The organism is Mucilaginibacter mali (assembly GCF_013283875.1).
Classification (GTDB): Bacteria; Bacteroidota; Bacteroidia; order Sphingobacteriales; family Sphingobacteriaceae; genus Mucilaginibacter; species Mucilaginibacter mali.
In genome coordinates this window covers 4,094,875-4,115,569 of record NZ_CP054139.1, presented here as the reverse complement: position 1 = coordinate 4,115,569, position 20,695 = coordinate 4,094,875, and the positions used below count along the sequence as shown (strand labels likewise).

The window sequence follows — 20,695 nt, the reverse complement described above, 5'->3', positions numbered from 1 at the left end:
TGTGAATAAAGGATTCACCAATAATATTAAGGAGATTTTGAAAAGCAGTGGTATTGCTACTATCAGGTGTTTGTTCCCGTGCTACGCTGCAACTCCTCGCTCCTACGCTATACCCGACGCTTCTGCTGTGGGGTTTCCGCTTCGCCCGGGTTTATATTGAGCGGTTGTGCAGGTAAATCAAATCAACAACCGACTAACGGAGCGTCGAACGTTCGTTAGTCTTACAAACAAAGCGGCTCTGCATGCGGCGCTGACTCACCCGGTCGTAGCTTCGCCGACCACCCTCTCTTGCCTTTGGCAAAAGAGGGGAATGTTATAACCGTAGCCGATGGGTTTACAACCCATCGCTATATGATTACCACCACACCTCCTACCCGCTGCCCCGCGCAGCGAAGAGAAGGTCGACCAGCGAAGCGTCGTCGGGGTGAGTAACCGCGTGCGCAATTCAAATAATGCTCCGGCCATTTGCATTAACTAATTAATTAGTTATATTTGATTCAATGAAGGTATTCATCCTGTTTTTCATGTTAGCCGCTACTATCGGCCTGTGCGCATGGTACAAAATGCAGCCCCGTGTCATCCCCGGTGTAACCGATTTGGATACGGGTATAAAATGGAACGATAGCTTGTGGCATCACCTGCCTGCCAATTTGGATACCACCATCATTGTGCACGATGCCAACGGTACACCGCTGAAATTTAACCAGTATATTAAACCGGTATTTAATAAGGAGGCATGCATTTACCAGGACAAGGGTGTTTGGCGCCTGCAGCAGAAAACCGAAGGCGCGCGCGATACCCTGAAGAAGGATGTGCTGGCTGTAGACCGGGCAGGACGCTGGAGCATCTTTTTGCCCGATACCGTTAAAAGCTGGCAGGTGAAGCTTGATCAAATAGCCCATACCCTTAACCAGGCCGACAGGATATTGGTCCTGAAGAGCGAGCGTAAAATGATATTGCTGCGCAAAGGCGTCAGCATGTTAACACTCCCCATCAACCTGGGCTTTCAGCCGGTTGGCAAAAAGCAGTTTGATAAGGACGGCAAAACCCCCGAGGGTATTTACGATGTAGATTTGAAATATACCCGCGATGATGCCTACTATAAAAGTATGCTTATATCGTACCCCAACCCCGACGAAAAGCAATACGCTAAGCAAAAGGGTCTCAGCGCCGGCAATGGCATTATGGTACACGGTACCAAACCCGATAAGGTGAACGCTAAAGACTGGACCGCCGGCTGCATCGCCCTGCAAAATAAGGATATGGATACGCTGTTTGATAGGGTGGCGCAGGGGACGGTTATTGAGATCAGGAAGTGAGATATCCGTTTATGGATTTACACCCGCCACTATCCCCGCCCCATTCGGGAAATAAGTATTCACACTAACCGATAACCGGCCGGCAGCTTTGATCTGTTTGGTGATGATCCTAACAGCCGCCTTTTGCATTGGTGCTTCTTTTTGGTAGCAGGCTAACAAGGCACCGCTTTTCTCTATCCCCGGTAAACCGGCAATGGTATATGGGTTAGCAAATACACTGATAACGGTGTTCGGATACGCGGCCAGATCGGCTATCATTAGCTTCACGTTATTGCTGAAATCAAGCTTACTTGCCGGGCGCAGGCGGTTATCATGTATACCGATGATGACCTGATCGTAGCCTTTCAAATCTTGCAAGATGCTGTTCATATCAGGTGCCTGGGCATCCTTGCTTACAAAGTACATTTTGCTGTTGGTAAAGGTTTTGGCCAGTTCCTGTTGGTAGACGGTAGGGGCAGTTGCACCGATGCTTACTATCGCTGTACGTTTGCCTGGGTCAAGCTTTTGGATGATGGTATCGCCTTTAAGCAGCGTAACAGCTTTATCGGCCAGTTCCTGTTGCAGGGCCAGGGCATCGGGGCGATTAAGATCGGCTACCAGGTTGGCGGTGTTAACCGGCTGGTATTGGTTTAAGCCCACCCAGTATTTGGCGGCTAAGATCTTCTTCACCCGCGCGTCCAGTTCCTTTTCGTCTATCTCGCCCTTGCGGATGGCTTTTTTGATCATCTTCATGGCGCGCCTGGAGTTTTCGGACAGTTCCAACACATCATTACCGGCAATAAAGGCGCGAACATCGGCCTGGCCGTTGGGGAAAAACTTCACTACCCCCTTCATGCCCATGGCATCGGATACGATCAACCCTTTAAAGCCTAACTGATCTTTTAACACGCCGGTAATGATAGGGCGCGAGAGGGTAGAGGGTAAATTCTTGGTGCTATCCAAAGCCGGGATATTCATATGAGCTACCATCACCCCGCTGATGCCGGCCTTAATAGCCTCGCGGAAGGGGTATTCCTCAAGCGAATCTAACCTGGTAGTATTAAAGGTTAACTGCGGCAGATCGAAGTGCGAATCCACATCCGTATCGCCATGACCGGGGAAGTGTTTGGCCGTAGTGAGGATGCCACCGTTTTGCATGCCCTGCACGTAAGCGATACCCTTTTGCGCCACGTTGTATTTATTATCGCCGAACGAGCGGTAATTGATGACCGGGTTGTTGGGGTTATTGTTCACATCCATATCGGGTGCCAGGTTCATCTGCATGCCCATGCGCTTAAAATCGTAAGCTACGTACTGGCCCATTTTATAGATCAGGTTGTTATCCTGTATAGCGCCCAATGCCATTTGATAAGGATAGGAGATGGTGCTATCCAAACGCATACCCAGGCCCCACTCGCCATCCATGGTGATGATCATCGGTATCTTCACCAGCTTTTGGTAACGGTTGGTCAGATCGGCCTGGCGCACCGGGCCACCCTGGAAGAATACCACGCCGCCCAACTGTTCTTTTTTTATGACCTTGGCTACCGAATCCTCGTACTTCAGCCCCAAATTGGTATGCGCGCGTACAAAAAGCAACTGCTGTATCTTCCGCCTGCGGCTTAGTTTGTTAAACACCGAATCGACCCAGTGATTTTGCTGGTCGATAGTAGAAATATAATCCTGCCTTTGCGCTGAAGCATCAAATGCGATCAGTATAAAAAATAAGCAGCCTAATAATAATTTATTCATCGTTTAATACAGTGGTATAGGTGTCTGATAGCAAGGCTCCGTGGCCTTTGTGCTTCTCCCTTTGTGTGCTTTGTGGTTAATTCGCCACCACGCTCAAAGGTAAATTAAAAAAACAAACCCGCTAATTTGTTTGTCATTGGGTAGAAAATATCGATGTAGAATAAACCTTTAGGCAAAGTACTATTCTATAGCTGTAATAATTTAATACACATTTTAATTTAACCATGAAAAAATTAACCTTTTTAGCTATAGCCCTGCTGGTAGCAGGTTCAGTAAGCGCGCAGCGCCGTTACCCCTCGCCACGCAGGTATCCGGCCGCTAATCAAAATCGTGTGCAACGCGGTGATGACTTTTATAAAGTGAAATTCGGCATTGTCGGCGGTGTAAACATCTCTAACCTGGTGAATGTTAACAACTCTAATTATAATACTGATACCAAGGTAGGTATGAACATCGGCGGTAGCCTGGACATACCTATCGTTAAACCATTGGCATTCGAGGGTGAAGTTCTGTTCTCGCAGAAAGGCTACACTGCTAAAACAATTGATGGCGATTTTGCACAGCGCAGCAACTTTATTGATGTGCCTTTGCTGGCCAAACTGCAACTGGCCCCGGGCTTTAACTTTGTAGTAGGTCCGCAGATCTCGTTTTTAACATCTACCACAAACACCTACCGCTCTGGCTTTGTGACCACCAAAGAAGAGGTTTACAATCGCGATGCGGATGGTTACAACAAAAGCGTACTGGGCGGCGTGATCGGTTTAGGTATCGACCTGAACCCGAACGTTGAATTGCGCGGCCGCTACACCCTCGATCTGCAAAATAACGACAACAACGGCACCTACGCGCCGCAATATCGTAACCAGGTATGGCAGATAGGGCTGGGCTTTAAGTTCTTTTAATATTAGTGATCTAACCACTAAGTACACAAAGAAGAATTACACAAAGGCCACAAAGACTTGAACCAATCAGGCTTTGTGGTCTTTTTTTATTAGACGAAGTATTTCTGATTAAAAGCTCTGTGTTCTTTGTGCTTTTCTCTTTGTGTCCTTTGTGGTTAAATTCTACTCTTAGAACAAAGCTGATACACCCATCGGCAGAAAAGCGTATTTTTGCCCCCCGACAACATGCAGAATTTAGTAAACGATAATCCCCACAAGCGCAATTATACCTTTATCGACGACATCCGTTGTTTAGCAATGATGAGCATTGTGGCCGATCACAGCTTCGGCATGGGCGATTATATTTTTAAATCGTATGGCGCCGGCTTTTGGGCTTATGCGGTTAATATCCAGGTAGCTAAATTCGGTACCATTACCTTCTTTCTGATGGCGGGATTTTTACTTGGCGATAAGTTTGCCGAGTATACACCCGGGCAATACCTTGGGCGCCGGTTTAAAAGCACGTTTAAACCCTGGATCATCTGGTCGTTGGTGTTTTTGGTGGCCATTATGGTCAAAAACGCGATAATGAGCCTGCGCATCTACCATGATCCGTATAACTTCGGGACCGATCTGCTGCATACGCTTAAGGTAGTTTACCTCGATTCCAATTATTGGTTCATTATCAATTTCCTCATTTGTATCGGTATATTGCTGATGTTTAAACGGCAGCTATACTCGTGGAAATTGGGCGCGGTTCTGCTGGCCTGTACCCTGTTTTACAGCGTGAATATTTATTTTGAATGGATCTATCCCATCCATACCACGGCCATATTCGGCTTTGTATTCTTCCTGTGGCTGGGCGCGCAATTGCATAAGCATTGGGAGGCGCTTGAACGTGAAATAAGGAGCACGCCTTATCTCATCTTTGTGTTACTGTACCTGCTTACCCTAACGCTGGCCCTTGCCGAAAGCCGTTACCTGTTCGATCGTACCAGCCAGGATCCGTTTAATACGCTGCGTGTTACCAATATTTTGTATTCGCTGGCCTCGTTTGCCTTGTTGGTGAAGATCGGGAATTTTAACCTGACCGGATATTTTAAACCACGTGAAACTACCTACGGCATCTACCTTATCCATTACATTATGGTGTTTAACCTGCTGCCCGAAATACTGATCCACCTTAACCTGGAGAATCCCGGCGATATGCCGGCCTTATCTTTGGCGGTATACCAGTATTCAAGGTTTTTGGTTGTATATTTAGTCACTTTGTTTTTGGTGAAGGGGATAAACCGCACTAGGTTTAGATGGATAATAGGTAATAACACTGCTATAGCTAAAAAATAATATTATGGGTTTACGCCGCCGTATTAAAGAGTGGAAAAAGAAAAAAAGAGGTAAAGAGACCGTTCAATTGCAGGTTGGCAATTATAAACTGTTTGCCAATGGCCTGCACCCGATACAGGATTATCTTACAGTCTTTAAATATTATTCGCGCAACCTGCCCCGCATAGCCAAGTACATCGAAGTAAAATACCCTAACTATGCCATTGTAGACGTAGGCGCTAATATTGGCGATACCATCGCCCTGTTGCGTAGCGTGGATGTTAACCAGCAGGTGTATTTAATTGAGGGCGAACCATCCTACTTTCAACTGCTGCAACGTAACCTGGTCCAGTTTACCAAAGCCAAAAGCATCGAAACATTTTTAGGTGAAGAAAATACCGTGCAGGAAGGCGCCATCGAATCGAACGAAGGCACAGCCCGTGTAAACCCTAATGCCGGTAAGCAGATCACTATTAAAAAGCTGGATGATGTGGCTGTTGAAAATAACTTCGATACCGTTAAATTATTAAAGGTAGATACCGATGGTTTCGACTTTAAGATCCTGCGTGGCGCGTTCGATCTGATCCGTAAGGATAAACCGGTCTTGTTTTTTGAGTATGATGCCGTTTACCTGAAAGAGCAGAATGAGCACGGTACCCAAACACTAACCGATCTGCACGGATTGGGTTACAGCAAGGCTATTTATTACGATAACTACGGCAAAATGCTCATCAGCACCACGTTGGATAACCAGCAGCAGTTAGAGCAATTGCATACCTATATGGGCAACCGCGACGCGGCTTTCCCTTATTACGATGTATGCCTGTTCCATGCTGATGATGACGCGCTGGCTGATGAAGTGATAGCTAAGGAAATGGCTTTTTATAAACCTCAGTAACCAAAAGCATGGCATTCGGCTTTCTTAAACGATTAAAACAGATCAGGGCGCAACTGGATAACCTTACCCGGGTAAAACTGGATGAGAAGACCATCAGTATCCTTAACTTTATCGATCTGCACCTGCATAAAAACCCGAAGTATTTGGGTAATAAGCGCCTGAACCGCTTCGAAGAGCAATACTTTTCGCAGTATGGCGAGGATGGCATCATTAAAGAGATCTTTAACCGCATAGGCACTACCAACAAGTATTTTATTGAATTTGGGGTAGAGAACGGCCTGGAATGCAATACCCACAATTTGCTTTACCAGGACTGGCAGGGGCTTTGGATAGAAGGCAGCAAACAGCACTGCGATGACATTAACCGCATGTTTGCCGATGTGATACAAAGCGGCAAGTTGAAGATCAGGAACGCCTTTATCACCGCCGAAAATATTGAGGGGTTGTTTAACAATGCCGGCGCCCCGCTTGATCCGGATCTGTTATCGATAGATATCGACAATAACGATTACTATGTTTGGCAGGCCATCACCAACTACAAACCCCGGGTAGCGGTGATCGAATACAATGCCAGCCATAGCCCGGATAACCATTTTGTGGTGCCTTACAAAGCCGACCGTAGCGGCAGTACGGGCAATTATTTCGGCGCATCATTACTGGCCCTGCAAACCCTGGCCGATAGTAAAGGTTATAAACTGGTGGGCTGTAATTTTGGTGGCAATAACGCCTTTTTTGTACGGGAGGATCTGGTTTCCGGCAATTTTGAAGCGCCATTTACTGCGGCCAATCATTACGAACCGGCACGCTATTTCCTGTACCACAAGTTAGGCCACGCACCCAACCGCTTACCGGGCTGATAATTACTTACCGGCAATTTTTTGATACAAGGCCAGCGTTTGTTCCACCTGCTTTTCGACAGGGAATAGTTGCAGGCGTTCGCTTCCTTTTTTACCCAGGTTGTTACGGTACCCGGTATCTGTTAAAACCGACTGGATGCTTTTGTAGATACTGCCCGCGTCAAATGGATCGAAATATGCAACTGCCTCGCCACCGATCTCGGGGAAGCAACTGGTACTGCCGGCCGCTACCGGGCAGCCGGCTTTAAAGGCTTCAAGCAGGGGATACCCAAAACCCTCGTATACCGATGGGAAAACGAATAGCTGTGCTTTTTGATAGAGGTAGTTCAGCTGCGCATCGCTCACGTTTAATTGAAGGTAACGGTCGACCATAGATACCTCACCAGCTTGTAAGGGTTTACCACCCGCAAGCACGATGTGCAGGTTGGAGTATTCGTTTAGCAGCTCGGCCGCAGCTTCGGCAAAGCGGGCGAAGTTTTTGTAGTTTTCCCGTTCGCCAACAAAAAGGATAAAGTTTTCGGGTAAGCCGGGTACCGCTTCAACGGCTAAAGGCTCGTCAAGCGGAAGCCCATGATGGATCATGGTGATCTTTTCGGCCGGCACATTCAACAAGTTGATCAAATCCCTGCGTGTCGATTCGGATATGGCGATGATGGCCGTAGCTGCGTCGGTAGTCAGTTTTTTATGCAGCGGTGTCTGGTCGTTAGCCGGGAAATATTCGGGCATCACCTCGTAGATCATATCGTGCATGGTAAGCACGTAGGGCTTTTTTACCCGCTTTAAAAAGTAGGGGTTAAAATAGGTAGGATGAAAAACGTCATGATCACCGCGTTCTATCAGCATTTTGCTGTACTGCCGGTTCCATTTATACTCACGTTTGGCATTGCCTTTTACCAGGGCGCGACCAATAAAATTATTCAGCGGCAATGGCTCATTACGGATGTAATAGTTGCTGCTGTACAGTGCGGCCAGTTGGTATTCAAAACCCGGATGCTGTTTAATACCGTTCATCAAAGCGGCAAAATAGCGGGTGATACCGCCATACTTTTGCTCGCTGAATTTTTGATGATCGTACAGGATCTTAACCATTGGTAACTACGCGTATAAGGGTTTTAAACCAGCCTAAAGTACGGTTTAAGTAGCGATAGTAAGCTTTGCGGTTGAGATATTTCTTGAATAACATATCGCGCTCCTGCTCAAAGGCCGGATCGGTAGCTGTGCTGGAAAAACCGCCTTCAGGGAAGCCTGCCACCAAATGCGGGCGATATTCAAACCTGAAATCCTTATCGTTCCACAGGCGCAGGTTCAGGTGATAATCGGCGTACACCTTGTATTTGGTATCGTACTGGTATTTATCAAAAACTATATGCGGGTAAAATACGGCCTGGTGCACCAGGTTCAGTTTGGTCAGGAAGTAATCGTTATAAACCTTACCGAATGGCTTGCCATAGTAAATGGTTTTGCCATAATAAATAGTGTTGGCATTTTGCAGTTCCTGCACCATAGCCGGGAAGCCCTCCATCAGGCTATCATCCATCCCTAAAAAATATACCCATTGGCCTTTGGCGTAAGTTACGGCCTTGTTCATGGCATCGTAAATGCCCTTGTCGGGTTCGCTGAGCCAATAGTCTATTTTATCGCTGTGGGTTTTCAGCAGGTTGGTGGTGCCGTCGGTGCTGGCGCCATCGATCATCACCAGTTCAACATTATTGCTAAGGTAAGGCGTTAGGTTAGCCATGTATTGTTCAAACAATGGGGCAGCATTGTATACCACGGTAATAATGCTTAGCCGTGGTTGTTTGGTGTTGCCTTGTATGCGCTTTCCGCCCTCCGTCATATTTAGTTGAATAGTTTTTTAAGCTGATATCCCCATGCAAACTTAAGGCTTAAATTGAATTTGCTGATGGCTGATTTTTTCAGGATAAACAACAGGCTATCCCGGTTAACGAAAATAAACCAGGCCAGCCCGAACGAGAAAAAGCTATCCATCCGCTTTTGCATCCGCCTTAATAACTTTTGTTTAAAAGCCTGGTCCTTGTTATAAGGATAGGCAGCAAACTGGGTCATCATGGCTAACTGATCTTCCAGCTTTTTTAACGATGGCTTTTTTACTTCAGCTCCGCGGTCCTGTTTCAGGATGTTGGTATTGGCCTGTGTATGCTGGCGGTATTTCACCAATGCCTGCGGCGTAAAAGTGATACTGCCGTTATTGCAGGCGATATAAGCCAGCCAATGATCGTGAAAAATGACGCTGTTAAAACCGGTAAAGTATGGCAGTAATTCGCGCCTGAAAAGCAGCGCGTGGCCCGATACACAGTTTTCCAGCAAGAAAACATTGGTATCATCACCCGCATAAAAATTGCGCAGTTGCGATAACTGCCTGTTCAGTGATGTGCCCTGCTCGTCCACAAATTCCGAATCGTGATAGATGAGGATGTTATCGCCGATGTGATCCAGCAGTATTTGGATCTTATTAAGATCCCAAATATCATCCTGATCGGCAAGGGCGATGTAGTTGCCGGTACATAAACCGATGGCCCGCTCAAAGTTTTTTACATAGCCCAGGTTTTGCGTGTTTTGATGCACTTTGAGTATGGGATATCGCACGGCATACTCATTCAGGACAGCCACGGTGTCATCGGTCGAGCCATCATCAACCGCCACGATCTCCAAATAGCTATAAGTTTGGCCAACCAATGTATCCAACTGCTCGCGCAGGTATTTTGCACCATTGTAGGTGCATAAAGCGATGGATACCAGCGGCGCGCCCATAATTAACTGGCAAAGGTTTGCATATCTATCAGTCGGCGGTACAGGCCGTTATTGCCCATCAACTGCTGATGCGTACCCTGTTCAACGATGTTGCCATCTTCTAACACAATGATGATATCGGCATTTTGGATAGTACTTAAACGGTGGGCAATAATGAGTGATGTGCGGTTTTTCATCAGGTTGTTCAGCGCGTCCTGCACCAGTTTTTCCGATTCGGTATCCAGTGCCGAGGTAGCTTCGTCCAGCAGCATCAGCGGCGGGTTAGCCAGTACGGCCCGGGCAATACAGATGCGCTGGCGCTGGCCGCCGCTTAGCTTGGTGCCGCGATCACCAATATTGGTATCATAACCATTTTCGGTATCCATAATAAAGTTATGGGCGTTGGCTATACGTGCCGCGGCTTCCACCTGCTGCATGGTAGCCTCGGGCTTACCGAATGCGATGTTGTTGAATATGGTATCGTTAAACAGGATCGACTCCTGGTTAACCGTACCCATCAGTGCGCGCAGCGAATCCATTTTTATAGATTGGATATTCTTGCCGTCTAACAGGATCTCGCCACCCTGCGGTTCCATAAAGCGGGGGATCAAATCCATCAAGGTAGATTTACCACCGCCTGAAGGGCCAACCAGTGCCACGGTTTTCCCTTTAGGGATCCGCAGGTTGATGCCTTTTAACACCTGCCTGCCCGGGTAGCTGAAATCAACATCCTTAAATTCAAAACCCTCGTCAAAGTCGGCGACATCGATGGCGTTAGGTGCATCCACAATAACCGGTTTTTCGTCTATCAGGGCCAGCACACGCTCGCCCGAAGCAATGCCCGAGTGGATATTGGTAAACGAATCGGAGATGGATTTGGCCGGACGCATTAACTGCGAAAAAATGGCCAGGTAAGCGATAAAATCGCCGGCGTTAAGTGCACCATCTTTATGGTTAAAAATGAGGTAGCCGCCGTATAATAAAATAAAGGAGATCATGGTAACCGACAGCGCCTCGGAAGTTGGCGAAGCCAGTTGCTGACGCCTGGCAATGCTGCGGGTAATGTTGGTATAGCGCTTGTTCTCGTCGTCGAAGCGCTTTTTAATAAACTCGGTAGCATTGAAAGCCTTAACGATCTTGATACCCGACAACGCCTCGTCGAGGTTACTGATCATGGTAGACGAGGTTTCCTGGGCGGATATGGCCTGCTTTTTTAAGTTGCGCACAATGCGCGAGATCACAAAAGCCGATATCGGGATCACCAATAACGAGAAAAGCGTAAGCTTGGCCGAGATGCTGAACAGGGCCACCATCATAGCGATAATGGTAAGCGGCTCCTTAAATACCACCTGCAGGGTGCCTATAACCGTATACTGCACTACCTGCACGTCCGAAGCTACCTTTGAGATGATATCACCCTTACGTTCGTTAGTGAAAAAGCCAAGGTGCAGGTTCATTACATTGTTAAACACCGCGCGGCGCAGTTTAAGCAGGGTAAAAACGCGCATATTCTCCATTGTGCGCGCCGAGAGGTAGCGGAAAATATTGCTTAAAAAAACGGCCACGATCAAAACCGCGCATACAAACTTTAATGCCTCCCAGGCACTGTACTCGGTTTTAATGTACACTACATAGTATTTAAACCAGCCGGTAAGATCTAATAAATGTTCGGGCTTTACATTTTCCTGCATGGCCTTACAAGCGTTTTGGCAGGTGTTTACATCAAACAAAGTGTTTAACAAAGGGCCCAGCATGGTTAGCACCAGGGTGCTGAATATCACATAAAAAATGATAAAGATGATATAGGGGATGGCAAACTTTTCAATAGGTTTTGCAAAGGAAAGCAGCCGGAAATATGTCTTCATTTAAAAAATATAATTCTGCAAAATTATTAAATAACGTTGGTTATTACCTATTTATTTAAGTTTAGGGAAGAGTTGATATTTGGATGACGATGCCGGTGGTTTTAACAGGGCACGAATTTTCCGAATTGAACGAATTACACAAACTTCTGTTATCGATTCTAATTCGTGTAATTCGATAAATTGTAGCCGATAAGCAGGGAATTCGTGCCTATTTAAATATCATAACCGTACCGCTTAAAAATAGGCCGCCAAAAATCGGCATAGCGGTCCCAATCATGGCAGCCGAATGGTAATTGGGCTGCCGGCGCGTTCAGGGCGCTTTTCAGCGGCACCTCAAATGCGAAACGCAAGGCCGTATCCCTATCCGGCACTTTAAACTTTTGATGCTGACGGGCAGGTTCAAAACTCCAGAAAACGTCCTCGTTATACAAGTGCCCGCTTTGTGAAAGGTAATGATCGATGGTTGGCTTCATACTGATGCACAAGTCATGAAACCGTTGCACCTGCCTAAGCGAGAAGCCGCCGTTGCCCACCTTATTTTCAAACAGGTATTTGGTGGATTTGCTTCCGGTAAGCTTAGCAAAAAAACGCTGCACCGCCAGCAAGGCCAAACCCGGCGGACTTTTATGGTAGGTTTTGGTGATCCATGGCGCACCGATGTAATCATAGCCCTCATCGCACCAATAGGCCAGTTCGTCTTTAAAAACAAAAGCGTCCATCTGGTAGATCAGGATGTATTCGTAATCTGCAAAACGGCCATAAAACCCGGCCGACATCATCAGGCTGTTGTAGCCGGCGAGGCCATTAAAGTAGCTGTCGTCAAAGCTAAGCACATCTGTAAATTCAACATATTGGGCTGCCGGGTTTGCATTGAGACTTTGGGGCTTAACGGCGATAATATCATGCGTGGGCAAAATGCGCCGGCATTGCTGCAGGGCTATCTTTTCATAATCGCTTAAACTATCCTTATAAAAGGGGATGATAACGGCTACCTGCTTCACCTATTTTACAATTTTATAGTTACGGTATTCGCTCACGCGCCAGCCGGTCCAGTCCTCTATTTTTTGCAAAGCCTTGCGGCGGAAGTTCATTTTTTTGGAAAGTGCCTTCAGGTCGATATTTAAATTCCAGTTGGTGGCATCTACACGCTTCTGCATTACTGCCGGGTGCGTACCGGTAAAAGGGACTAAGCGGTCGGCGTTTTTATAATCAAACTCAAAGGTCTCCGGCAGGTTTTCGACCAGCCAGGCATCATCATGATAAAACTGGTTGAAGTTGCGCAGCTTGTTCTTTAATCCCGACGGCGGCTTCACCCAGCCATAGTGGTAAATATAAGCGTCGATGAGTTTTACGTTGATCTTACGCTCGCCCCAGCGGAAGCCCTGTGCATCGCGGTACGAGTGGATGTTTTTGTTATTGCGCAACACCCGTATCTCGCGCCTGTACCAACGGCGGGAATGACCATAATAACTGTACGACCCATAAAAGTGCAGGTACTTAAACAGCAAGCCCTCCACCTTTGGGTTGTTCAGGTTATCCTGCATCTCCTGTTTAATCAGCGGCAGGTATTTCTCGTGCACACATTCATCGCCCTGGATGTAGAAGGCCCAGTCCGCATCGGGCGATATGGCGGCAAAGGCCTTGTCAGTCTCGGCCGCAAAAACAGCACCGCCCTCGCGGATGCTCTCGTCCCAAACGGTATTGATGATCCGGATCTTGGGCGAGTCAATACCGCGCACCAGTTCTTCGGTACCATCATCGCTATTGCCCAAGGCTACCACAAACTCATCGCAAATGGGCAGGATGGAAGTGATGGCCTCTACCACGGGATAATCGTTGCGTACAGCATTGCGGATAAAAGTGAAACCGGCGACTTTCATATAGTGGGGGCAAATATAACCGCTGATTTTTTTGATTACGCTGATTTCGTTGATTTTCTTTTATCATCCCAATTTTTGACCGCACTTGATGAAATCAGCGCAATCAAAAAATCATCCTAAAAATCAGCGGTCAAGAATCAGCGGCCCGGTTCAGACAGCAAACCTTCATACATCTCCAAATACTGCTTCGCTGCGTTCTCCCAGGTAAATTTATTGGCGTTGGCAATAATGCTATCGGTGCGATTATTCGCAGTGTAGTCCAACATGCCCTTATTAAAAACCTGCTGCATGTGGTCCGGTTCAAAGTTGTCAAAGTAATAAGCAGCATCACCGCCAACTTCGGGCAGAGATGTGTATCTGGCCAGGAATACCGGCTTGCCAAAGTGCATAGCCTCAATCACCGGCAATCCGAATCCCTCTGCCCGTGAAGGAAAGATGAATGCGGAACAGTTTTGATAATACCAGGCCTTGTCGGCTTCGCTTACCGGGCCGGTGATGGTTACGCGGTCGGCAACGCCAAATTTTTCGGCGGTTTCCAGTATGGTTTGCTTGTGCGGGGTTTCTATACCGGCTATCACCAGTTCGTAATCGTTACCCTGCAAAAGCGGGGGGATAAAGTGAAATCCCTTTTGCGGGGATAGTAAGCCGATGGTAAACAAAAAGGGCTTCGCGGGTTTGTATGCTGGCTGATGACCGGCTGGTACGGTGAGCCTGTCGGCCCCGTTATAGATCACACTCATTTTTTCGCGGGCTTCAGGGATGTATTTGATCACGTCATCGGCCACAAATTGCGAGATTGCCACCACGCGGTCACAGGCGATGACCTTTTTACGCAGGTTATTTAAAAACGCCTGGATGCGGTGTGGCTTGCTTTTGTTGATGTGTACCTTATTGATATCATGAATGGTCATGATCTTTTTAGCCTTTAGCCTTGTGGGGTGCAGGCGTGTGCGCTGATCGGTCAGGTGTACCAGGTCGTATTTATTGTGGCCGCTAAAGTACAGGTCGTGCAGCCGGTTGCGGCGCACGATGCTAACCCGGCCATCAAAATGATCGGTTACCGGAAAAAGGTAAAGCTGGATATCGAATTTGCCGTGGTTGGCTTTTAGCAGGGCATCGCCCAAACCCTTGCCAAATGAAAAATAACCGCAATTGGTATCCTTCATCGAATCGAACGTAACTAAAACCCGGCGTTTAGACATGCGGCAAATATAAATATTATGTTACTATCGGCGCTTATTTGCATCTCCGCATACTTAGCACAAAATATATGCGTTTAGATTGCAGTGTAATTAACTAATGCGATTGAAATTTTCCTAAGGTTTAAATGAAAATAGGATGAACTTTAGACGCAAAACCGCCGTATATATAGTTGTAAAATGGCGGATTTTGATGAGCGGCAGGCAATTATGAAAAAAATTTCATTTAATTTTCATTTTACAAAATAATCAATCGTAACTTGCGTTAATAACCTGTAAATAAACCAGAAACAGAAGAAACAGCTTATGGATGAAACCTCTACAAGAACTTTAAATGTAACTGCTAACCAGGCTAATGTGATGGAAACGGATGTTATAGCTTTAATGGATGCAGATGAAATGGTGTTTTATCATGCTATCCGCACAGATCTTGACGCGCTGCAACGAGTACCGCAGCAGCATGTTATTGATAATATCCTGAATTTCTCAAAAAGCCTGCGCTAAGTAGTTTGCCTCAGCGGTAAAAGTCTTAAGTCGAAAATAGAATTTGCATTTAACTTCTTTTATTTTCCGATAAGTTTTGACTTAAGACTTCATTGTTTATTCCCCATTAAAAATTCCTGAAATAATTGGTTGTGGCTTTGTTTTGTGTTTATTTAACCACAGAGAACACAAAGATAGAAACACTGAGGACACAAAGATTTTCCTGATAATGAGTTAGTAACCATGTGGCTAATCAGTATATTTCAAGGCGACTCTGTGTTCTCTGTACAAGCTCCGTGGCCTCTGTGGTTAAATCCCGTTAAATACCTCCCAAACAAAAAAAGGCTGCTTTTTTGACTTGCTCAAAAAAACAGCCCGTTAATAGGGGTAACTTCGAAACTAAAACTTATACGAAGTAAGGCCTTTAATATGAAGATTTAGTGAAGAGTTAACCCCGGTTGTTAAAAGTAAGGCTAAATGTGGTGCCCTTGCCTTTTTGCGATTGTATGCCGATGCTGATGTTATGAAACGTGGCAATACTTTTCACAATGGCCAAACCCAGTCCAAAGCTTTCCATCTCGTCGCTGCCCAGCTTTTCAAAACGGTTAAAGGCGTTCTCTATCTGGCCGGGCTCCATACCAATACCGGTGTCGGCAATTTGCAGGGTGTAAATGTTGTTACTCACATCGTCGGATATTACGATATGCCCCTTCGGTTCGTTATATTTAATAGCGTTGTTAATAATATTGAACAGCAGGGTATGGATCAGCGGGCGGTTTGCGGTCATAGTATACTGGTACGCAATTCGGTTGTAAAACACAATGCGTTTATCTTCCAGCCGGTCTTCCAGTTCTTCGGTTATTTCGGCTACCACATCAGCTATCCTAACGGTATCGCTCTTATTAAACTGGTTGTTTTCTACCTTCGATATCAGCAACAGACTGTTGATAATAGACTTTAGCCGGTTTAGTGTTTTTAAGGATGCGAATAGCTTATTCTCGGCCTCTTCGCTCAGGTTTTCCTGCAGCATCAGGTTTTCCAGGCGGGTGCTGATGATGGATATGGGCGTCAGTAATTCGTGTGAAACATTGGCGATAAATTGCTTTTCGAGGATAAACAGGTCGCTTATCTTTTTCATTAGCGTGCTAATGCTGTCATCAAGCAATGTAAAATCCTGGGTGGTTGTTTGCACCTTTTCATAATCAAAGTTCAGCGGATCGTTCACTTTGATCAGCTTACGGTCGATGATCTTATAAAACGGGCGCAGCAGGTAGCGGGTAAAAATCAGGTCGCTGGCCAGGGTAAGGGCAAGGGTTATCAGCAACACTACCAGGGTAAACTGTTTAATGATGGATTTCAGGTCTTCGATAGATTCGATGCTTTCGCCGATCTCCAGGCGATAATCGTGCCCGTTAAAACTAAAATTGGTATTGAGTATACGGTAGGTTTCCGGGCTGCCGTCAACCATAGTTTGTTGGGTACGATATTTTATAACGATGTCGTTTTGCCCTTTAGCTATGGGTTTTATCAGCACATATTCCTGGTTTAGGATGTTGTAATCGGGCTTTTGGTCGGTGAGCAGGTTGTTTACCTCGTTTGATGACAGGTTGTTAATGATCCGGTTCTTGCTCTTCTCTAAACGCGCTTCGATATGGTTAACCGATACTTTTTCGACAGCCAGCAAGGTAAACAAGCCTGTAAACAGGATAATGGCTATTTTGGTAAGCGTATTATACAAGGCCAGCTTAAGTTGCAGCTTCATATACGCCTCCTATATCCTCCCCGATTGGGAGGGCTTTATTAGTGAAGTTAAAAATAATAAACATTCCATATATACTGGTTTCTAAGCCCCTCGCCCGCGGAGAGGGGTCATATATTGATACGATAGCCTATACTTCTAACAGTTTCGAACCAATCTAAGGGGGCAAATGCCGATAGTTTTTTGCGCAGGTTCTTTACGTGCACATCCACAAAGTTCGAGTCGGAGTTGATCTCCAGCACATCGCCCCAAACATGTTCGGTAAGGTTAGTGCGCGATATTACCCGGTTTTTATTCAGCACCAGGTAGTTAAATATCTCAAATTCTTTTTTGGTAAGGTTAATGCGTTCATCGTTATACATCACCGTGCGGTTTTGGATATTGATGCGGAAGCCTTTAATATTGATCTCGTTACTGTCCAGCTTGTGCTTGCGGCGGGTAATGGCGTGCATGCGTGCCAGCAATTCGTTCAGGCTGAAGGGTTTGGGCAGGTAGTCGTCGGCGCCCTCTTCCAATCCTTTTATCCGGTCATCAACCGCGCCGCGGGCGGTTAGGATAATTACGGCATCGGTACGGTTAGGCAACTTCTTAAACATCTTCAGCAGGTCGAAGCCGTCGCTGTCGGGCAAGCCAAGGTCAAGCAATATAAAATCGTAATTGTTTACAAATATCTTTTCCTCGGCCGATCGGCGCGTACGGGCGTGTTCAACCGTGAACCCTTCGCGACTTAAAAACTCGTCAATTTCAAGCGCAAGGCTTTTTTCGTCCTCTACGATCAGTACATTCATAATTGCTGCAATTTACAAAAACCTAAAACTTATACGCTTTTCAATTTGTCTTATACGTATAATTTACGGCTTAGTCCTGATTATTTGATTTGTAAAATGTTAAAATCAATTTAGCACAAATAGTGTTATTGGTAAAAACTTGTTTTTTGTATGAGACTATCCATTGAGCGCAAGCCGGTAAAGGTAAATCCCGATTCGAAACGTGTAATAGCCCGATTTTTTTTTAACGGCAACGACAGGGCCAAAGAGGTAATTGAACGTGTAATGGATATCACCGAGGAGGAAGCTTTCGGTATCGTTTCGCCGATACTGCAGGAATACTCCAAGCGCCATCGTAATATCACCCGCGTATTAAACCGGCATTGCAGCAAGCTGAAGAACCTGTTTGCCGAACTGAGCATCGATTTTGATAGCCTTACCGTTTATCGCAAACTACTCATCGGATCGTACTTTACGCACGAATATTCTATCGAATCGGCAGCTTTCTTTAACCCTTCTATTGTGGACGACCCCGACCAAAGCGAACTGGAAGACGGCGAGCGCCGGGTGATCATGAGTTTCAGAGCGGTGGGCGAGGGGCATATCTCATCCATTACTTTCCGGCGGGCGCTGCTGGATAAGTATAATAACATTACGGTTATCCCCGCCGGCGATTATATCGATGAGGCCGAGATCGTTCGTAACGCCGTCTACAATAAAAAGCTGTTTTTTGAAAAAGCCGTCACCACACAAATTAATGTGGATGTGCTGCGTGAGGTAGAACAAAAGCTGGATCACCACTTTGAATATGCTACCCTGCGCCGCATTATCCAGGATTCGCAAAACCTGCAGGAAGAGGACATCAACCGGCTGGAGTACGACAAGATATTGTGGCTGGCCGACTCGTACTACGAAATTGTTTTCTCGCTGGATACCGATATCTCCGACAGGGTGATCTTCCCCATATCCGAATACGAACGCAAAGGTATTGAGGACGCCCGCTTTGTGAAGTTTGTAAATGATGATGGCACTTATGTATACTATGCCACTTATACAGCTTATGATGGATCGCTCATTATGCCTAAGCTATTGCAGACCAAAGATTTTTACGATTTCCGCATCATGCCGCTTTATGGCGATGGCGCGCAGAACAAAAACCTGGCGCTGTTCCCGCGTAAGATAAACGGTAAGTTTGTGATGATATCGCGCATTGATGGTTGTAATAACTATATCATGTATTCGGATAAGATCAATATCTGGGAGAAGCCCATCCTGTTGCAAAAGCCTAAGTTTAGCTGGGAGTTTATACAGATAGGTAACTGCGGCTCACCCATCGAAACCGAAAAAGGCTGGGTGGTAATTACCCACGGGGTTGGCCCGATGCGCAGGTATGTACTGGGTGCCAGTTTGCTCGACCTGGAAGACCCAACCAAAGAAATAGGCCGCCTGCGCGAACCCCTGCTGATACCCAATACTGATGAACGCGAGGGATATGTGCCCAACGTGCTGTATTCATGCGGATCTATCGTGCATAATAATAAACTGATCATCCCTTATGGCTTGTCTGATTACTCTACCTCGTTTGCCGAAGTAGATATGGACGCGCTGGTGAATAAGTTACTGGCGGACGGGGTGTAGGCGCAAAAAATGCCCGTCATCCTGAGCGATAGCGAAGGATCCCCAGTGTGAAAGTCGACCATGCATTTGGCTCTGCTTGTCGGGGATCCTTCGCTATCGCTCAGGATGACGATTGGTAGTTAGCTCTCATCAAAAAAACCTCTCCATCACCACATAATCAAAACCATTCTTACTGAACGGTTCGCCGGTAATGGTAAAGCCTGCCTTCGCATAAAATCCAATAGCTGTACTTCGCGCGTTGCACCATAACCGGGTGGCACCATTTTCAATAGCCTGATCTGTTATATATTGTAGCAATTGCCTGCCAATACCTATACCCTGCACTGAAGCATCGATAGCGAATTTACGGAACTGAAAATCGGCACCCTTATTAAAAAGCGATACTACACCCACCAGTTTGTTCTGGTAAAAAGCACCGAAGTGTGTGCCCTCGTCATCCTCGGGCATGGCCATTTCATGCTTGTACTGGCCGGGGTACAGGATATCCCGGCGCAATTGCCAGGTGAGTTCCTGAGTGATCTGTTCAATGGCTATTTCGGGTGGGTTTGTCATTGTTTGTTAAATAACGGGGCAAAAATGTTAAATATAAAACCGGGATGCAATTAAGCAGGTTATAAGTATGTAACTTGTTGCCATGAAAAGCAGATATTTTATACTCGCCATCCTGTTGTTTGCCATAAAGCCCCTGTATGCGCAAACCTTAAAAGGATCGGTAGTTGAAATAGGGAGTACTGACAGGATACCTAACGTGTTTGTGCACGATATTAACAGCAAGGAAGTTGCCCTTACCGATAAGAAGGGCAATTTTGAAATAAAAACCACCGCCGGCCATACCCTGATATTTACTTCGCCCGGGTATGTATCCGATACTCTATATGTGATAGATATGGACCCCAAGCGTGTGAGCATGGCCATACAAGGCATCACCCTGCGCCAGGTAAATATTACATCAACCCGTGCCCCTTTTAACCCGCGCGAGGAATATGCCGATGTGTACCGCAAAAGCAAAGTGTACGTATTTTCGCCAAGCAGTTGGCTAAGTAAAGAGGGCCGCAACGCCCGCCGCCTGAAGCGCTATTTCGACCGTGAGGAACAGGAACGCCACGTCGACCAGGTATTCAGCATAGCTTATGTAAGTAGTCTTGTCCCGCTGCGTGGTAAGGATTTAGAGAATTTTATGACCCTGTACCGCCCTACTTACGCATACGTAATGAACAACAACGGCCCGTCGCTGGCCGTCTATATTAACGATTCGTACAAAAAGTTCATGGCCCTGCCGCCGGAAAAACGAGTGGTTCAGGAGTTGAGGTTACCGTAAGGATGAATCGTTATGCCGGACTT

General features: G+C 46.3%; 19 protein-coding genes. 8 read left to right on the top strand and 11 right to left on the bottom strand.

The window, feature by feature from the left end; translation table 11 throughout:
• Window positions 1-500 precede the first annotated feature (500 nt).
• Window positions 501-1,319, top strand: a complete 819-nt coding sequence (locus HQ865_RS17210) for a L,D-transpeptidase family protein (protein ID WP_173416090.1) — start codon at window positions 501-503, stop codon at window positions 1,317-1,319.
• A 9-nt stretch (window positions 1,320-1,328) separates the two neighbouring features.
• Here HQ865_RS17210 and HQ865_RS17205 read toward each other — a convergent pair whose 3' ends face one another.
• Complete coding sequence (locus tag HQ865_RS17205; RefSeq protein WP_173416089.1) at window positions 1,329-3,050, bottom strand: glycoside hydrolase family 3 protein; 1,722 nt, start codon at window positions 3,048-3,050, stop codon at window positions 1,329-1,331.
• A 224-nt stretch (window positions 3,051-3,274) separates the two neighbouring features.
• Between HQ865_RS17205 and HQ865_RS17200 the strand changes: the two genes are divergently transcribed.
• The 4 genes from HQ865_RS17200 (at window position 3,275) to HQ865_RS17185 (ending at window position 7,012) form a co-directional block, all read left to right on the top strand.
• Window positions 3,275-3,952, top strand: coding sequence for a porin family protein (locus HQ865_RS17200; protein ID WP_173416088.1), 678 nt, complete (start codon window positions 3,275-3,277; stop codon window positions 3,950-3,952).
• Window positions 3,953-4,177: 225 nt separating this feature from the next.
• The gene (locus HQ865_RS17195; protein ID WP_173416087.1) at window positions 4,178-5,278 is read left to right on the top strand and encodes an acyltransferase family protein; all 1,101 of its coding nucleotides are present in this window, start codon (window positions 4,178-4,180) and stop codon (window positions 5,276-5,278) included.
• Window positions 5,279-5,282: 4 nt separating this feature from the next.
• Entirely contained in the window at window positions 5,283-6,155 is an 873-nt protein-coding gene (locus HQ865_RS17190; RefSeq protein WP_173416086.1) for an FkbM family methyltransferase, read from the top strand.
• An 8-nt stretch (window positions 6,156-6,163) separates the two neighbouring features.
• Window positions 6,164-7,012 carry a hypothetical protein gene (locus HQ865_RS17185; protein WP_173416085.1) on the top strand — a complete coding sequence of 283 codons (849 nt, stop codon included), beginning with the start codon at window positions 6,164-6,166 and terminating at the stop codon, window positions 7,010-7,012.
• 3 nt (window positions 7,013-7,015) lie between these two features.
• Here HQ865_RS17185 and HQ865_RS17180 read toward each other — a convergent pair whose 3' ends face one another.
• The 7 genes from HQ865_RS17180 to HQ865_RS17150 all read right to left on the bottom strand — a co-directional run bounded on the left by HQ865_RS17180 (window position 7,016) and on the right by HQ865_RS17150 (window position 14,710).
• Entirely contained in the window at window positions 7,016-8,101 is a 1,086-nt protein-coding gene (locus tag HQ865_RS17180) for a glycosyltransferase family 4 protein (RefSeq protein WP_173416084.1), read from the bottom strand.
• Window positions 8,094-8,849, bottom strand: coding sequence for a glycosyltransferase (locus HQ865_RS17175; RefSeq protein ID WP_173416083.1), 756 nt, complete (start codon window positions 8,847-8,849; stop codon window positions 8,094-8,096). Before HQ865_RS17175 ends, HQ865_RS17180 begins: the two co-directional genes overlap by 8 nt.
• A 2-nt stretch (window positions 8,850-8,851) precedes the next feature.
• Window positions 8,852-9,784, bottom strand: coding sequence for a glycosyltransferase family 2 protein (locus HQ865_RS17170; RefSeq protein ID WP_173416082.1), 933 nt, complete (start codon window positions 9,782-9,784; stop codon window positions 8,852-8,854).
• A 2-nt stretch (window positions 9,785-9,786) separates the two neighbouring features.
• On the bottom strand, window positions 9,787-11,628 hold the full coding sequence (locus tag HQ865_RS17165) for an ABC transporter ATP-binding protein (RefSeq protein WP_173416081.1): 1,842 nt from the start codon (window positions 11,626-11,628) through the stop codon (window positions 9,787-9,789).
• A gap of 212 nt (window positions 11,629-11,840) precedes the next feature.
• Window positions 11,841-12,629: a DUF5672 family protein gene (locus tag HQ865_RS17160; RefSeq protein ID WP_173416080.1), complete on the bottom strand. Its 789-nt coding sequence runs from the start codon at window positions 12,627-12,629 to the stop codon at window positions 11,841-11,843.
• The gene (locus tag HQ865_RS17155) at window positions 12,630-13,508 is read right to left on the bottom strand and encodes a glycosyltransferase family protein (RefSeq protein ID WP_173416079.1); all 879 of its coding nucleotides are present in this window, start codon (window positions 13,506-13,508) and stop codon (window positions 12,630-12,632) included.
• 137 nt (window positions 13,509-13,645) lie between these two features.
• Complete coding sequence (locus HQ865_RS17150; RefSeq protein WP_173416078.1) at window positions 13,646-14,710, bottom strand: glycosyltransferase family 4 protein; 1,065 nt, start codon at window positions 14,708-14,710, stop codon at window positions 13,646-13,648.
• Window positions 14,711-15,013: 303 nt separating this feature from the next.
• Here HQ865_RS17150 and HQ865_RS17145 point away from each other — a divergent pair, with 303 nt between their 5' ends.
• Entirely contained in the window at window positions 15,014-15,211 is a 198-nt protein-coding gene (locus HQ865_RS17145; protein WP_173416077.1) for a hypothetical protein, read from the top strand.
• Between the two features lie 427 nt (window positions 15,212-15,638).
• On the opposite strand, the gene HQ865_RS17140 is transcribed toward HQ865_RS17145, so the two are convergent.
• Both HQ865_RS17140 and HQ865_RS17135 read right to left on the bottom strand, forming a co-directional pair.
• Complete coding sequence (locus HQ865_RS17140; RefSeq protein WP_173416076.1) at window positions 15,639-16,952, bottom strand: sensor histidine kinase; 1,314 nt, start codon at window positions 16,950-16,952, stop codon at window positions 15,639-15,641.
• Window positions 16,953-17,059: 107 nt separating this feature from the next.
• Window positions 17,060-17,737: a response regulator transcription factor gene (locus HQ865_RS17135; protein ID WP_173416075.1), complete on the bottom strand. Its 678-nt coding sequence runs from the start codon at window positions 17,735-17,737 to the stop codon at window positions 17,060-17,062.
• A gap of 150 nt (window positions 17,738-17,887) precedes the next feature.
• Here HQ865_RS17135 and HQ865_RS17130 point away from each other — a divergent pair, with 150 nt between their 5' ends.
• Window positions 17,888-19,354, top strand: coding sequence for a glycoside hydrolase family 130 protein (locus HQ865_RS17130; protein WP_173416074.1), 1,467 nt, complete (start codon window positions 17,888-17,890; stop codon window positions 19,352-19,354).
• 129 nt (window positions 19,355-19,483) lie between these two features.
• Here the strand turns inward: HQ865_RS17130 and HQ865_RS17125 are convergent, their stop codons facing one another.
• Complete coding sequence (locus HQ865_RS17125) at window positions 19,484-19,906, bottom strand: GNAT family N-acetyltransferase (RefSeq protein ID WP_173416073.1); 423 nt, start codon at window positions 19,904-19,906, stop codon at window positions 19,484-19,486.
• A gap of 82 nt (window positions 19,907-19,988) precedes the next feature.
• Between HQ865_RS17125 and HQ865_RS17120 the strand changes: the two genes are divergently transcribed.
• Window positions 19,989-20,672, top strand: coding sequence for a peptidase associated/transthyretin-like domain-containing protein (locus HQ865_RS17120; RefSeq protein ID WP_173416072.1), 684 nt, complete (start codon window positions 19,989-19,991; stop codon window positions 20,670-20,672).
• Window positions 20,673-20,695: the final 23 nt, after the last annotated feature.